Origin of the sequence: Kitasatospora sp. NPDC056651 (assembly GCF_042792155.1) — a bacterium.
Classification (GTDB): Bacteria; Actinomycetota; Actinomycetes; order Streptomycetales; family Streptomycetaceae; genus Kitasatospora.
In genome coordinates, this window is record NZ_JBHTWX010000010.1 from 48,093 (window position 1) to 63,545 (window position 15,453).

Annotated in this window: 9 protein-coding genes and 1 pseudogene; 2 read left to right on the plus strand and 8 right to left on the minus strand. The window is 75.3% G+C overall.

Annotated elements, in window-relative coordinates:
* Positions 1-249: 249 nt before the first annotated feature.
* From ACFRAR_RS06880 to ACFRAR_RS06910, 7 genes are all read right to left on the minus strand, one after another.
* On the minus strand, positions 250-2,058 hold the full coding sequence (locus tag ACFRAR_RS06880) for an ABC transporter family substrate-binding protein (RefSeq protein ID WP_380695561.1): 1,809 nt from the start codon (positions 2,056-2,058) through the stop codon (positions 250-252).
* 92 nt (positions 2,059-2,150) lie between these two features.
* Positions 2,151-4,751: a SpoIIE family protein phosphatase gene (locus ACFRAR_RS06885; RefSeq protein WP_380695563.1), complete on the minus strand. Its 2,601-nt coding sequence runs from the start codon at positions 4,749-4,751 to the stop codon at positions 2,151-2,153.
* A gap of 228 nt (positions 4,752-4,979) precedes the next feature.
* Complete coding sequence (locus tag ACFRAR_RS06890) at positions 4,980-7,781, minus strand: SpoIIE family protein phosphatase (protein ID WP_380695565.1); 2,802 nt, start codon at positions 7,779-7,781, stop codon at positions 4,980-4,982.
* 139 nt (positions 7,782-7,920) lie between these two features.
* Entirely contained in the window at positions 7,921-8,469 is a 549-nt protein-coding gene (locus tag ACFRAR_RS06895) for an NUDIX domain-containing protein (protein ID WP_380695567.1), read from the minus strand.
* 18 nt (positions 8,470-8,487) lie between these two features.
* On the minus strand, positions 8,488-8,679 hold the full coding sequence (locus ACFRAR_RS06900) for an SPOR domain-containing protein (protein ID WP_380695569.1): 192 nt from the start codon (positions 8,677-8,679) through the stop codon (positions 8,488-8,490).
* Positions 8,680-8,849: 170 nt separating this feature from the next.
* Positions 8,850-10,247 (minus strand): DUF4190 domain-containing protein, encoded by a 1,398-nt coding sequence (locus ACFRAR_RS06905; RefSeq protein ID WP_380695571.1) that lies wholly within the window; start codon positions 10,245-10,247, stop codon positions 8,850-8,852.
* A 325-nt stretch (positions 10,248-10,572) separates the two neighbouring features.
* The gene (locus ACFRAR_RS06910) at positions 10,573-11,391 is read right to left on the minus strand and encodes a methyltransferase domain-containing protein (RefSeq protein ID WP_380695573.1); all 819 of its coding nucleotides are present in this window, start codon (positions 11,389-11,391) and stop codon (positions 10,573-10,575) included.
* A gap of 163 nt (positions 11,392-11,554) precedes the next feature.
* Between ACFRAR_RS06910 and ACFRAR_RS06915 the strand changes: the two are divergent.
* Both ACFRAR_RS06915 and ACFRAR_RS06920 read left to right on the plus strand, forming a co-directional pair.
* Positions 11,555-12,699: pseudogene (locus ACFRAR_RS06915) on the plus strand (dihydrofolate reductase family protein).
* Between the two features lie 104 nt (positions 12,700-12,803).
* A complete protein-coding gene (locus ACFRAR_RS06920; RefSeq protein WP_380695675.1) occupies positions 12,804-13,424 on the plus strand; it encodes an HAD-IA family hydrolase in 621 nt (206 codons plus the stop codon).
* Positions 13,425-13,494: 70 nt separating this feature from the next.
* On the opposite strand, the gene ACFRAR_RS06925 is transcribed toward ACFRAR_RS06920, so the two are convergent.
* Positions 13,495-15,411, minus strand: a complete 1,917-nt coding sequence (locus tag ACFRAR_RS06925; RefSeq protein WP_380695575.1) for a DNA/RNA helicase domain-containing protein — start codon at positions 15,409-15,411, stop codon at positions 13,495-13,497.
* Positions 15,412-15,453: the final 42 nt, after the last annotated feature.

Sequence of the window (15,453 nt, forward strand, 5' to 3'; positions counted from 1 at the left end):
GTTCCGCCTGCTACTACCGGTCCACCCGCCGGGCACATGGCCATGCCTCGGCTTCCTCCTATCGTACGGGGAAGCGCCGAGGTGGGCGGAAACGAGCAGGTCGGGCGGGATCAAGATCACAGGTGGGTCACACACCCTTCACCCGGCGGCCGCGTTCCCGACCCCGTCCGTTCGTGATCCGACGACGCCGCGCCCGCCCGGCTTCCCCGGCCGTCCCGGCCCGGTTTCCCTGGGTCCTGTCCGGCTTCCCTAGCCGCTCCAGCCCACGTCCTGGAAGCGCGGCCAGCCGAAGCCGTACGCCCCCGCGCCGACCACCCCGGCCCGGACACCGACCAGCTCCGGCCGCTGGTAGAGCGGCACCGAGTGCCCGAGCTGCCAGATCCGCACGTCCGTCTCCTGGAGCAGGTCCAGCCGGGCGACCGGGTCCAGCTCGGCGGCCGCCCGGTCGAACAGCCGGTCGATCTCCTCGGTGCCGCCGCGGCCGAAGTTGCTGCCCGCTTCGGGCGTGCCGTCGGCGTCCGGACGGGGCTTGGCGTACGCGGGGCGCTGCTCGCTCGCCGGGCTGGGCCCGGCCGGCCAGGAGAAGAGCGCGAGGTCGTAGTCCCCGGCCGTCAGGCGGTCCCCGACGAAGGACTCGGCGGGCGCGGCCACCTGCTGCACCGCGATCCCGGACTCCGCGAGGCCGGCGGTGAGCGCGTCGGCGGTGCGCTTGGCGGTCGCCGAACCGGCCGGGACGAGCAGGGAGAGGGCGAGCGGCGTGCTGCCCTTGGCCCGGGTGCCCCCGTCGGCGGGCCGCATCCAGCCCGCCTCGTCCAGCAGCCTCCCCGCGTCCGCCGGGCCGGCCGCGCCGCTGTTGTCCCGGTAGCCCTCCTGGTCGCCCGCGAGCAGGTGGCTGCCCAGCGGCGCGGCGGGCAGGCCCAGCGGGGTGAGCGCCGCGTCGGCGATCCGCCGCCGGTCGACGGCCCGGGTGAGGGCGCGGCGCACCAGCGGGTCGGTCAGCGGCCCGCGCGTGGCGTTGAGGGTGAGCTGGGTGAGCGAGGCCGCGGCGGCCCGGTGCACGGTGACGCCGGGCAGCGACTCGGCCCGCCGCAGCTCCGTCGCGGCCGCCTCGGGGGCGGCCTCCGGTACCGCCTCGGGTGGGGCCGCGGGCGGCGGCGGCGCCGGGGCGGACGCGCCGGGCACCGGCTGTGCCCGGTCCACCGCCGCGGTGAGCGTGGCGACGTCCAGCCGGTCCTGGTCCAGCGCGTCCAGCCGCCGCTCGGGTGCCACGGCGAGGAAGTCGATCCGGTCGGCCTTCGCCGGGTCGCCCCACCAGAGCGGGTTGCGCTCCACGGTGACCTTCCCGCGCTCGGCGTCGTACCGGGAGAGGACGTACGGCCCGGCGCTCGGCCGGCCCTCGTCGGTCAGCGCCCCGGCGAAGGCGGCCGGGGTGGCCGTCTCGGCGGCCGGGTAGAGCGGCCCGAACAGCGAGCGCCACTCGGCGTACGGCCGCCGGAAGACCACCCGCACCTCGTGCGGGTCGGCGCCCTGGGTGATCGACTCGACGGCGTCGTACCCGGCCGGGCGGGCGCCGCGGTAGGCCGGGTCCCGGCCGGACAGCGCGGCCCGCTGCGCGTCGAGGTCGGCGGCCGAGAGCGGGGTGCCGTCGCTCCAGACGGCTTGCGGGTTGAGCCGGTAGGTGACCACCTGGGGCTGCTGCCCGGGCGGGGTGGTCTCGGCGTCCTCCAGGTAGTCCGGGTCGGGGACGAGCCGGCCGTGCTCGTCGGGCCGGAACAGCGAGGGGTACAGCGCGTGGGCGAGCAGCGCCGAGTCGGCGCTCGCCGCGCCCTGGTAGACGTTCAGCGTGGCCGGGACGCCGTCCAGCGCCCAGCGCAGCGTGCCGCCGTCCCGGACGCCGGCCCGGTCGACGGGCCGGACGTCCCCGGTGCCGACGGTGGGATCGGCCGTGGCGGGCGCGGGGGCGGGGGCGCGGGCGGGGCCCGGGTCGTCGGAGCAGCCGCCGAGGCCGGCGGCGAGCAGCAGCGCGACGGCTGCGGTGGTGAGCTGGCGGACGCGCATGGCGGCCATCGAACGCCGCCCCGGGCTCCGACCCGCCCCGACACGGCGGGCCGCCGGGCGACTGCACCCGTCCGGCCCACCGCCTCCGGCTGCTACAGCGCCAGCTCGAACCAGACGATCTTGCCCTTCGGCGTGCGCCGGCTGCCCCAGCGCTCGGCCAGCAGGCTGACCAGCTGGAGGCCGCGCCCGCCCTCGTCGGTCTCCTGGGCGCGCCGCTGCCGGGGCTGCGCGTAGCCGTCGTCCCAGACCTCGCAGACCAGGCCGCGCTCGCGCAGCAGCCGCAGCCGGATCTCGCCCCGGCCGTGCTTGAGCGCGTTGGTGACCAGCTCGCTGACCAGCAGCTCGGTGGTGTCGACCAGCTCCTCCAGCCCCCGGGAGAGCAGCCAGCTGCAGGCCAGCTCACGGGCCTTGGCCACCGAGGTGGGCTCGGGCGGCAGGAACCAGTTGCCGACGGCGTCCTCGGGGAAGGCGTGCACCTTGGCCATCAGCAGGGCGATGTCGTCCTCGCCGTGGTGCGGGTTGAGCTCACCGAGCACGTGGTCGCAGAGGTCCTCCAGGCCCTTCCCCTCGCCGGAGAGCGCGGTGCGGAAGGCGTGCAGGCCCTCGTCCAGCTGGTGCTTGCGGCTCTCCACCAGGCCGTCGGTGTAGAGGGCGAGCACGGCGCCGTCCGGGAGGGTCAGCTCGACCTCCTCGAAGGGCTCGCCGCCGACGCCGAGCGGCAGCCCGGGCGGCACGTCGAGCATCCGGGCGCTCTCGCCGGGGCTGAGCAGGACGGGCGGCAGGTGGCCGGCGTTGGCGAAGACGCAACGGCGGGTGACGGCGTCGTAGACCGCGTAGACGCAGGTCGCCAGGTAGACCTCGCGGGCCTCCTCGTCGGCCGTCGAGGTGAGCCGCCCGTACGGGGTGGGCGGGCCGGCCGGCACCGTGTCGCCGCCGAGCCCGCGGGCGATCTCGTCGAGGGCGGTGAGCACCTCGGCCGGGTCGAGGTCGAGCATCGCCAGGGTGCGGACGGCGGTGCGCAGCTGGCCCATCGCGACGGCGGCACGCAGGCCGCGGCCCATCACGTCGCCGATGACCAGCGCGGTGCGGTTGCCGGGCAGCGGGATGACGTCGAACCAGTCGCCGCCGACCTCGGTGTTGTTGTTGCTGGGCAGGTAGCGGCAGGCGATCTCCAGGCCGCTGGCGGCCGGGTTGCCCGGGGGCAGCAGGCTGCGCTGAAGGATCAGCGCGCGCTCGTGCTCGCGCCGGTAGAGCCGGGCGTTGTCGATGCAGACGGCGGCGCGGGCGACCAGTTCCTCGGCGATCGCGACGTCGCGGGCGTCGAAGGGCTCGCTGCCGATCGCCCGGGAGAGCTGGACGAGGCCGAGCACCTGGTCGCGGGCGACCAGCGGGACGATCAGGGTGGAGCGCAGCAACGGGTCGGGTCCGGGCTCGGGGACGACGCTGCGGCCGGTGCGCAGCGCCCGGGCGTGCGGGGAGCGGCGCGGGTAACAGAGGGTGCCGCCGGCCTCGGCGATCGGCAGGCCGGTGACCGAGCCGAGCACCGAGGAGGCGCCGCCGACCACGCTGGAGACGGCGACCCGGCGCAGTTCGCCGCTGCCGTCGGTGAGCACGGTGTCGCCGAGCCGGCCGGCGCTGGGCACCGTCTCGCCGGAGAGCAGCGCGGTGTACAGGTCGACGGTGGCGAGGTCGCAGAACGGCGGGACGACGACGTCCAGCAGTTCCTTGGCGGTGGTCTCCAGGTCGAGCGTGGAGCCGATGTGCGCGCTGGCCTCGTTGAGCAGCGCGAGGTTGCGGCGCACGCCGTCGGCCTCGCGCTCGGCGACGTGCCGGCTGGTGACGTCGGAGACCTGCCCGGCCACGCCCGTGGTCTGCCCGGCGGAGCCGTTCAGCCGGTACAGCGAGACGGCCCAGAGCCGGTTGCCCTCGCGGGTGGGGACGGCGCCGTGGAAGCGCAGGTCGAAGACGGGCTCCCCGGTGGCCAGGACCTTGCGCAGGGCGGCGCTGAGCCGGTCCGCCTCGGACGGCGGGAAGAGGTCGTGCGGGGTGAGGCCCTCCAGGTCGGCGGGGACCAGTCCCATGCCGGAGGCGAAGGCGTCGTTGACCCGCCGCAGCCGCAGCCGGTCGTCGAACAGCACGAAACCGGTCGGCGTCTGCCCGAAGACGGCCTCGGAGGCGGCCAGGTCGGTCTCGATCCGGCGCAGCCGGCCGAGGTCGACGGCCAGGCAGGTGGCGCCCGACGCGGGCAGTGAGCTGTCGGGCATCAGGTAGAGCTCGGCGAGGCCCTCGCCGCCGGTGGCGTCCCGGTACGGGGTGGTGCCGACCCACTCCTCGCCCGCCAGGGTGCGCTCCAGCCGGGACCGGCCGCGCCGCCAGAGCTCGCGGGGCACGAAGGTGGTGATCGGGTCGGCGCCGACGGCCTCGGCGGCCGGGATGCCGAAGAAGTCGGCGGCGCGCTCGCTCCACTGGCTGATCCGCCCGTCGGGGCCGATCGCGAAGGTGGCGACCCGGATGTAGTCGTAGATCGTGCCGGGGTCGCCGCCGCTCCACGACCGCTCCTCGGCGGCGGCCGGGTGGTGGCCGCGGCTGCCGGCCCCGCCGTCCCTCACGGGCAGGTGGGGGGAACCGGCCTGCCCGGGCACGGCGGCATGACCGCTGCTGCTACGCGCGCTCCGCGCCGGAGTGCTGTTCAACGGACCGACCCCTCCAACCCGCGACCGTCCGGATGTCGAGAAGACCGAGTATTCATCATCGAGGGGTACGTTCACACGCCCTCAACATCACAACATCAGATCGGGCGAAGGTTTTTGTCCTACCGCCCGCGCAACCACAATGCCACGCTCGCGCCCCCTGCCGGAGCGCGCGCTCCCCTTGAGCGCCTGTCGGCATGTACGGCCCCGCTCTCCTGCTGTCCGCTGTGATCACGATCCGTCGGGCTCATTACCCGGCAGCGCCTGTTCGAACCAGACCACCTTGCCGATGCCCTCGGCCCGGGCGCCCCAGCGCAGCGCCAGCCGGTGGACCAGTTCCAGACCGCGCCCGCCCTCGTCGGCCTCGGCCGCGTGCCGCTCCCGGGGCGGGTCGGGGAGCGGGTCGGAGATCTCCACCAGCAGCGTCTCACCGAGCGTCAGCCGGACCCCGATGGGGGCGCTGGCGTACCGGACGGCGTTCGTGACCAGCTCGCTGACCAGCAGCTCGGCGGTGTCGGTGAGCTCCTCGACGCCCCACTCGACGAGCGTGGCGCGGACCAGCCGGCGGGCCCGGGAGACGGCGGTGGGCTCGGCCGGCAGGGTCCAGCCCGCCGTCGGGGTGCCGGCCCGGCCGTGGCCGAGCCTGGCCAGCAGCAGGGCGACGTCGTCCGGCTCCCGGCCCTGCTCCATGGTGTCCAGCACCGCCTCGCAGGCGGCCTGGATGGAGGCGTGCGGCTCCTGGAGCACGCTGACCAGCCGGCCGAGGCCGACGTCCAGGTCCTTGTCCCGGGACTCGACCAGGCCGTCGGTGCACAGCGCCAGCAGGCTGCCCTCCGGGATCTTCAGTTCGACCGATTCGAACGGGACCCCGCCCACGCCCAGCGGGGCCCCGGAGGGCAGGTCGAGGATCCGGCCGGCGCCGCCGGGCAGCGGGCCGCCCTCGTGGGTGGGCTCCGGGGCCTGCCCGCCCGGCACCACCAGCACCGGCGGGATGTGCCCGGCCTTGGCGACGGTCAGCCGGGCCGTCCCCGGGTCGAACACCGCGTAGACGCAGGTGGCCAGCAACGCCTCGTCCGGCCCCTGGGCGAGGTCGTCGGCCAGCTCGTGGACGTGCCGCAGCAGGACGTCCGGCGGCAGGTCGAGGGCGGCCAGCACCCGGACGGCGGTGCGCAGCCGTCCCATCGTGGCGGCGGCCCGCAGGCCGTGGCCCATCACGTCGCCGACCACCAGCGCGGTGCGGTCGCCGGGCAGCGGGATGACGTCGAACCAGTCGCCGCCGACCTCGGTGCCGCTGCTGCCCGGCACGTACCGGTAGGCGACCTCGACGCCGGTGGGCTGCGGGACCTGCTGCGGGAGCAGGGTGCGCTGGAGGGTGAGCGCGGCGGTGCGCTCGCGGGCGTAGAGACGGGCGTTGTCCAGCGAGCTGCCCGCCCGGTCGGCCAGCTCGACGGTGAAGGCCAGGTCGTCCCGGTCGAAGCCCTCGCGGTAGCCGGCCCGGCTGACCAGCAGCAGGCCGATCACGATGCCGCGGGCGCGCAGCGGCACCACCAGCAGCGAGTGCACGCCGAGGTCCCGGGCGGCCTGCATCTTCGGGTCGCCCGGGTAGGTGACGTCGTCCAGCTGGTCGGCGCCGGAGAGCAGCTCGGGCACGCCGGTGCGCAGCACCCGGCCGCAGGCGGAGTCCTCGGCGAAGGTGATCCGCGCGCCGCGGCGCAGCATCACCTCCACCTCGGGGCCGTCCTGGACGGAGGCGGTGCCGAGCTGGAGCAGCGAGGTGCGCCGGTCGTGGCCGTGCCGGGGCAGGTCGTCACCGTGCGCGACCGCCTGGAGCAGGACCACCGCCGAGTGGTCGGTCAGCCGGGGGACGACGGAGCTGGCGAGTTCCTGGGCGATCCGGGAGGCGTCCAGCAGGTCGCCGACCCGGGAGCCGAACTCGTTGAGCAGCGAGAGCCGGCGCCGGGCGTGCTCGACCTTGGCGACGGCCCGGTAGCGCTCGGTCACGTCCATCACGGTGCCGGAGATGCCGAGCACCCGGCCGGCGCGGTCGGTCATCCGGCTGTAGGAGATCGAGCGGTAGCCGGCCCGGGTGGTGACCGGGGAGGCCAGGGTGACGTCGATGACCGGCTCGCCGGTGGCCAGCACCTGGCGCTGGATGGCGGTGATCTCGTCGGCGGCCCGCTCCGGCAGGGTCTCGCCGGTGGTGCGGCCGACGTGGTCCTCCAGGGCGACGCCGTTCATCTCGGCGAGGGTCTGGTTGACGGCGGTGTAGCGCAGCTCGGTGTCCATGATGGCGATGCCCAGCGGGGACTGCTCGAACAGCGCGTCGCGCACCGCGAGGTCCCGCTCGACCGCTCGGACGGCGGCCGCCTCGGCCATGTTGACCTGGAGGAACGGGGTGCCGTCACCGTCCACCAGGAGGGAGATCCGGGCGTCCACCGAGACCGGTGCGCCGTCCCGGTCGAGCAGCTCGGCGGGGCCGGCCCAGCGGCCGTGCCGCAGGGTGTCCTGGATGGCGGCCCGGATCCGGGCGACCTGCTCCGGGTCGGGGATCAGCTCGTCGATCCGGCGGCCGACCAGCAGCTCGTTCGGCCAGCCGAGCAGTTCCTCGGCGGCCGGGCTCCAGAGCACCACCCGGCCCGCGGTGTCCAGGATCGCGATGGCGACCTTGAGCAGGTCCAGCAGGCTGCCGCCGGTGGGCCTGCCGGGGCCCACGGGGGTGTCGGCGGGCCCGCCGGGGAACGGTCTGCCGGGGCGGGCGCGCAGACCGGCCCGGGGGCCCGCCTCCGACCGGTGCTCCGGCGCCGGCGGGGGGCCGCCGTCGGACCGGGGGCCCGGCTGGGACACCGCCAGGGTCGGCGCCGGCTGGGCGGGCCGTACGGCGTCGGGAGCCTCGACGGCGCCGCCGCGACGACGGCCGGCCGGCGGCTGGGGGGCGGCCGGACGGGCGGCGTGGCGCAGTCGGGCGCGGGCGGCGGCGCTCCCCGCGGAACCCGCCCGCCGCTCTCCCCCGCCGCCGTTCCCGGTACTCGACACCGACTGGGCCTCCGGCTCTGGTCGGGATCGGCGTCGCCGGCTGGGGACGGCTCACCGATGGTGACGAATAGTGCCGAAAAGTGACATACCCAGCAGCATCCAGGCTATCCCGGCGGCCGGGTCGTCTTGTCCGATTGACCTACTCGGCGGACGGCGCGTCGCCCGGGGGAGGTGTGCCGCCGGAGGCCTGCCCGCCCTCGACGGGCGTCGGCTGCCGCGCCGTGAGCAGCAGTCCGGCGACGTGCGGCAGCACGTCACGGTCGTGGTCGATCCAGTCCACCGTGTCCAGCTCGTCCGGGCCCAGCCAGCGCAGCGCGTCGTGGTCCTGGAGCGCGCGCGGCTCACCGTCCAGCAATTCGGCGGCCCAGAAGCGCAGCTCCAGTCCGGGGCGCACGGCCCACGCGCCCGGCAGCCGGGTCAGCGCGCGCGCCCGTACGCCGAGCTCCTCCAGCAGCTCCCGCTCCAGCGCCTGCGCCTCGGTCTCGCCGGGCTCGGCCTTCCCGCCGGGGAACTCCCACCGCCCGGCCACCGACTCGGGCGCGCTGCGCCGGGCGGCGAGCACCCGGCCGCGGCGGACCAGGGCGCCGCCGACGACGATCCGGGGAGCGGCGGGGGCGGCGGGCCCGGGGTGGGCGGCGGGCCCGGGGTGGGCGGCGGGGGTGGTGCCGGTGGCGTCGGTCGCGTCCATGGGCCCGACCCTACGGGCTCAGGCGTTGCGGACCGTCCCGTCCGCCGTCTCCGGCCGGGCCGTCCCGTCCGCTTCCACCCAGTACATCTGCTTGTGGCCGCGGGCCTCGAACTCGGCGGCCAGCCGTCGGGCCTCGGCCCGGTCGAGGTCCCTGGCGACCACGAAGCGGTTGCCGTTGTCGTCCTGCCGCATCACCCGGTAGGTGCCCATGGCCGGAGGGTACCGGGGGCTCGCGCGGACTGTCGCACGCCCGGGCGGAGGGCGGTCGGTCCCCGGCTCGCGTGGGGGTCGGGCCGGGGACGTGCCCGTCACCGTACGGTCGGCGGGTTACCGGCGGGTGTGGACACGGTCAACGCCCGGTAACCGGTCGCGGCGGCCGCTCAGACCCGCAGATCGGGGGCCTGCTCACCGGTGGACAGGCTCAGCCCGCGGCGGATCTCCAGGATCACCGGCCCCATCCTGGCCTCCAGCACCCCGGCGCGGCGGAAGTCCCCCTCCACGTCGTCGCCGGAGGCCATGGCGTCCCAGGCGGCGGCCGCCTGGGACTTGGCCTCGACCAGCTTGGCGATCTTCGGCTGGACGTCGGCGGGCCAGGGCACCGACGGCGCGCCCAGCGCCGCCGCCTCGGCCCGGGAGGCCGCGGCCACCTGGCGGGCCCACACCCGGTACTCGGCCGCGGCGGCGGAGACGTCCCCCGCCGGCGGCTCCAGGTACACGTCGTTGAAGCCCCGGGCGGCCTCCAGGTAGGCCAGCTGGGGCGCGGCCAGCCGGCTCCGGTCGGTGCGGACCGTGCCCTGGTGCCGGTCCTCGCGGTCCTCGAAGGCACAGGTCACGTAGCGGTCGCCGGACGCCCAGTTCTTCGCGGTCGGGTAGAGGTAGACGTCGTCCATGCCGTCCGGGAGGACCCACTGGTCGAGCGCGTAGTCGCCCAGCACCTTGCGGCACAGCCGACCGGCCGACGCGCGGACCTCGCTCTCGCCCGGGTACGGGCCCTCGGCGTTCGGGAGGCCGGCGGTGCCCGCCACCTCGCCGTGGTGCGGGTCGGCGCAGGCCAGCCGGTGCACCCAGTACACCTTGGCGTCGCCGTTCCCGCCCTCCGTCGTTCCGCCCCCGGGGGAGTCGTAGCAGTCGCCGGCCTTGAGGTCGGACCAGGACACCGAGCCGGCCGGCGCCTTCAGGGGCTGGCCGAAGCGGCCGGCCCGCGCCGAGCTGAAGTCGGCGGCCCCGAGCCCGAGGACCAGCAGCAGCGTGCCGATCGTGCCGAGCACCAGTCCGGTCACCGCCAGGCCGGAGCCGCGCTCCTTGCGGCGGTTGATCTGGACCAGCGCGACGATGCCGAGCACCAGGGCCACCGGGGCCACCAGGAGCAGGCCGGTGACCAGGGAGCCGACGGCCAGGCCGTTGGTGGGGGCGGGGCCGGGGGCGGCGAAGGGCATGCCCGGGGCCGGCGCCGGCCCGTAGGGGTGGCCCGGCGGGAAGCCGGGCTGCGCGGAGGGGGCGGCGGAGGCCCAGCCGCCGGCGGGCAACGGGTGCGGCGGCTGGGGAGGGGCGGCCGACGGCGGGACGGCCGACGACGGTACGGCCCGGGGGGCCGTCGCGGGGGGCGGGGCCGTCGCGGTGGGCGGGGCGGCGAACGGGCCGGCGGTGACGCCGGGTGCGGCCCAGGGGTCGGCCGGGGCCGGCTGCCCGGGCGTGACGGGGACCGGTTGCCCGGGCGTGACGGGCTTTCCGGGCTCGGCGGGCCCCTCGGGCTCGGCCGTGTCCCTACGGAAGTCCACCCGGGGGTCCTGACCGGCCGGCGGAGCCTTCGGCGCCGCTTCCGACGGCAGTGCCGGCGTCGGTGCCGCTACCGCCGCCGTACCCGCGCCCGCATCCGTACCCGCATCCGCACCGGTCCCCGTAGCCGCGGGCGAATCCGGCCCCGAGGCGGGCCGCTCGGACTCAGGCGTGGACACGTGGACTCCCCCAACCCGCCGGGACGGGCGTCGGCCCGGCCCCCGGCACCATGGCTCGGACCCGAACGGGCCCGATCTGAACGGTCGCGCGACTTTACCCGATCTTTCCGAACACCTGCCCGACCTCCCCGAACCGCCGCCCGCCCGCTCAGCCGCGGGCCAGGACCTCGCCGTGCAGCATCGAGAACCAACCGTCCCCGGCCGCGCTCCACTCCCGCCAGCCGTCCGCGATCCGGTCCAGTTCCTCCGGCTCCGCGAAGCCCCGCTCGACCGCCGTACGGCCCAGCGCGGTGCCCGTCACCCGGTCGGCCCACATCCCACCCCACCAGGCGCGCTGCTCGGGCGTCGCGTACGTCCAGGTGGTGGCGCTCGCGGTGACCTCGGTGAAGCCGGCCGCGCGGGCCCAGGACAGCAGCCGCCGGCCGGCGTCCGGCTCGCCGCCGTTGGCGCGGGCGGTGCGCCGGTACAGCTCCAGCCACCGGTCCAGCGCGGGCACCTCCGGGAACCAGGTCATCGACGCGTAGTCGACGTCCCGGACCGCGACCACGCCGCCCGGCGCCGTCACCCGCCGCAGCTCGCGCAGCGCGGCCACCGGGTCGGCCACGTGCTGGAGCACCTGGTGGGCGTGCACCACGTCGAACTCGCCGTCCCCGTAGGGCAGTCGGTGCACGTCGGCGCGCTCGAAGACGACATTGGACAGGCCCCGGGCGACGACGTACCCGGCCGCCTGCTCCAGCACCTCGGCGGAGGCGTCCACCGCCACCACCTGCCCCTCGGGGCCGACCAGCTCGGCGAGGTCCGCGGTGATCGTGCCGGGCCCGCAGCCGACGTCCAACAGGGACTGCCCGGGCCACAGTTCGGACAGCAGGTAGCCGGCCGAGTCCGCGGCGGTGCGGGAGCGGTGCGAGCGCAGCACGGCCTCCTGGTGGCCGTGGGTGTAGACGGCGGCGGGCTGCGGTGCGGTCATGGCGTCCCCCTTGGACGTGGTCGGCTTCGACACCCCGTGACGCTACTCCGATGTCCGCATCCCGAGAACATCCGTCTCACATGTCGGCCGACCGGCCGGAGCAGCCCCGGCCCGCGCCCGGCCGCCGTACCGTGGAGGCGCCCCCGACAGAACGGTCCCGCCCATGCCCGGCCCGCGCCCCTTCGTCCTGCTCAGCGCCGCCGTCTCGCTCGACGGCCACCTCGACGACGCCTCCCCCGAACGGCTGCTGCTCTCCAACACCGCCGACTTCGACCGGGTCGACGAGGAGCGCGCGGCCGCCGACGCGATCCTGGTCGGCGGCAACACGCTGCGCGCGGACAACCCCCGGCTGCTGGTCGCCGACCCCGGACGCCGGGCCGCCCGGCTGGCGGCCGGCCGGCCCGAGCACCCGCTGAAGGTGACGCTCAGCGCGAGCGGCGCACTCGACGCCGGGCTGCGGTTCTGGCACACCGGCGGCGCCAAGCTCGTCTACAGCACGGACACCGGGGCCACGCTGCTGCGCCCCCGGCTGGACGGGCTGGCCGAGGTGGTCGCGCTCGGCGGCGCGGTGGACCTCGGCGCGGTGCTGGACGACCTGGGCGCGCGCGGGGTGCGCCGGCTGATGGTCGAGGGCGGCGGCGGCGTGCACACCCAGTTCCTGTCCCAGGGGCTGGCGGACGAGCTCCAACTGGCCGTCGCCCCTCTGCTGGTCGGCCAGGCCGAGGCGCCCCGGTTCGTCCGCCCGGCCGCGTTCCCGGGCGGCCCGACCCGGCGGATGCGGCTGTTGGAGGCACGTACCGTGGGCGATGTCGTCCTGCTCAGGTACGCCCCGAAGGAGCCCGCGCCGTGACCCAGCCCGCCATCGCCGCCGACCTCGACCACCTGCGCCGGGCCGTCGAGCTCTCCCGCCGCTGCCCGCCTTCCGGGACGGCCTTCTCGGTCGGCGCGGTGATCGTCGGCGCCGACGGCACCGTGCTGGCGGAGGGCTACAGCCGGGAGTCGGACCCGCACGACCACGCCGAGGAGGCGGCCCTGGCCAAGCTCCCGGCGGGCGATCCCCGACTGCGCGGCGCGACCGTCTACAGCTCGCTGGAGCCCTGCGGGGAGCGCGCCTCACGGCCGACGCCGTGCTCCCGGCTGCTCCTCGCCGCGGGCGTCCCGCGCGTGGTGGTCGCCTGGCGCGAGCCGGACCTGTTCGTCACCGACTGCCAGGGCACCGCCCTGCTGACGGCGGCCGGCGTCGAGGTGCTGGAGCTGCCGGAGCTGGCCGAGGAAGCCCGCGCGGTCAACGCCCACCTGCTCGGCTGATCCTTTCCACCGCCTTCCACCGCCCTGCCACCGCCCTGCCACCGAGGAGCCGCCCCGTGCCCACCGCCCCCGTACAGCTGACCGCCCGCGCCCTCCTCCTGGACATGGACGGCACCCTGGTCAACTCCGACGCCGTGGTCGAACGCTGCTGGAGCCGCTGGGCCGAACGGCACGGCCTGGACCCCGCCGCGGTGCTCGACGTCGCCCACGGGCGGCAGGGCCACGCGACCATGGCCGAACTGCTGCCCGAGCGCCCGGTCGAGGCCAACCTGGCCGACAACGAGCGGATGCTCGCCGAGGAGCGCGCCGACACCGAGGGCGTCGTCCCGGTCCCCGGAGCCCCCGCCTTCCTCGCCTCCCTGGCCCGCCTCCCGCACGCCCTGGTCACCTCCGCCGACGAACCGCTCGCCCGGGTCCGGATGGCCGCCGCCGGCCTCCCACTGCCGCCCGTCCTGATCACCGCCGAGTCCGTCGGCGCCAGCAAGCCCGACCCCGAGGGCTTCCTCAAGGGGGCCGCCGCCCTCGGCTTCGCCCCCGCCGACTGCGTCTCCTTCGAGGACTCCGGCGCCGGCATCGCCGCTGCCAAGGCCGCCGGCACCCGCGTCATCGGCATCGGCCCCCGCGCCCTCCCCCACCACCCGGACGCCCACGCGGCCACCCTCGACACCATCACCGTCACCCCCACCCCGGACGGCCTCCTCACCATCACCATCACCGTGGCCTGACCCCGGAACCACGACCGCCCGGCCCCCCCCAGATGCGCGGGGACCGGGCGGTCCGGGTACACGGCAGCGATCAGCCCCTGAGGCCGGGCTCACTCTCCAGCACGGCATCGGAGACCTGCCGCGGCGCCGGGACACCGGCCAGTTCCCGAAGCTTCCCGCGTGTCTCGGCATCGGTCGAATACAGCACCGTGCCGATCATTCCCCGCGTCAACAGCACCTTGTACGTGTTGCGGATCAGCCGGTCCGCATCCGCGTCGGGAGTCGACTTCTTGAAGATCGGGTCCTTGGAAGCCGCACGGTCGACGACCCAGCGGTCACCACGCCACACCAGGTCGGGGCCGATGATGACACCGCTCCAGTCGTACTCGAACCCCTGCGCCGTATACACACAACCCACCTGGCCGAACCCGGCCGGATCGGTCGCCCACAGAGCCGCCGGCGGCGCACCGCCGATGGCCCGGTCGCCGAAGACGTTCCAGGGTCGCTCCCATCCACCGATGACGACATCCGTGGGCAGCGCCTGCCCGGGCGGCACCTGCTTGGTCCACCTCCAGCAGTAGCCCGCAGTCATGCGGGCGCTGTAGTTCCGCGCGCGTCGCTCTTCGAGGAAGGTCTCGACCTCTTGCGGGCTGTCCACGACCACGAGTTGCATCTTGTCGTCGGGTTCCCACACTTCGGGGCCGCCCGGCTTGAGTCCCAGCAGCCTCACCACCCAGCGCAAGTACGCGTCGCTGCCTCCACAACGGAACTGGCTGTCCAGCGGCACCACCTGGCACCGGAGGCCCTTCTTCTCGGCGGCGGCCTCGATCTCCGCGACCGTCCCCATCTCACCCGGCCGAACCACCTGGTGCTCGTCCAGGAGGAAGACCGGCACGCGCGCCGCGTCGATGAGCTCCTCTATCTGGGCCTTGCCCGTTCGGTTCGCCGCCGACGTGTAGCGGTTGGCCGAGGTCTCCCGCATACGGTGGGCCTCGTCGCAGATCAGGACATCGAGCCCGTTGCGCTCGGCCGTCATGAAGCTGTTGAAGTATTTGAAGAGGTCCTTCACCTCGCGCCTTCGGGCGCCCGCGACCTTCCTCATCGTCGTCGTGAACGAGCTGGAACCGGTCGCGTGCAGCGCGGTGGTGCCCTGCCGGTACAACTCGCCGAGGAGCGACAGCGCGATGACGCTCTTGCCGGTACCGGGCCCACCGGTGACGACCACGACCTCCTTGTGGTCGGAGCGCTTGGCACGACGGACCGCGTTGAGGACCGTTCGGTACGCGACCTTCTGCTCGTCCAACAACACGAACTGCTCGCGCTCCCTCACTTCCTGGGCGGCCACCGCCATGAGCTGCTTCGACGGTCCGACCTTCCCGTCGAGGAGTTCGTCTGCTGCCGAGGCACCGGACTCGGGCCCCAACCTCTCGCGCAGGAAATCGATGAACTCCCCGCGCCTCGCGCCGATGAACAGCTGACCGTGCTGGTCCTGCTCGGCTTCGAACAACCCGGCGACACCGAACTCGGTCGCGTTGTGCAGGTACGCAGCGCCACTGACGCGCTCCGGGTACTCGGCCAGGGTTCCGTTGAAGGAGATGAGGTACTCGCAGTAGCCGCGCACCTGGTCGACGGGGTTCAGCACCGCCCGGTTGTACGCATCGACGCGGCACAGCGACGGATCACCGTCGTCCGGTTCCGCGCTGCTCCACTGCTTCAGCTCCACGACGACGTACGACGGCAGCCCCGTCTGCGGATGCACCCCGGCCAGCACCGCGTCGGCGCGCTTGCTGTTCAGCGGCAGCCCGTACTCCAGAAGCATCTCCACCTGCCCCAGCCCCGCGTCGTTCAGAGCGCTCGCGAGGGCCGGAATGCTCCGCTCCCAGGAGCGGACCTCGGAGGCGCTCGGTTTGTGACCGTGGGCGCGCCCGAACTGCTCCGTCAGCCGGAAGAAGAGAGCACCAGAATGGCACTCGGCGGCGACCGCGGTAGCGGAGTCGCGGAACAGCAAGGAATGCCCCCCAAGGCAGCACGAAGGAACTCGTGCGGGTGG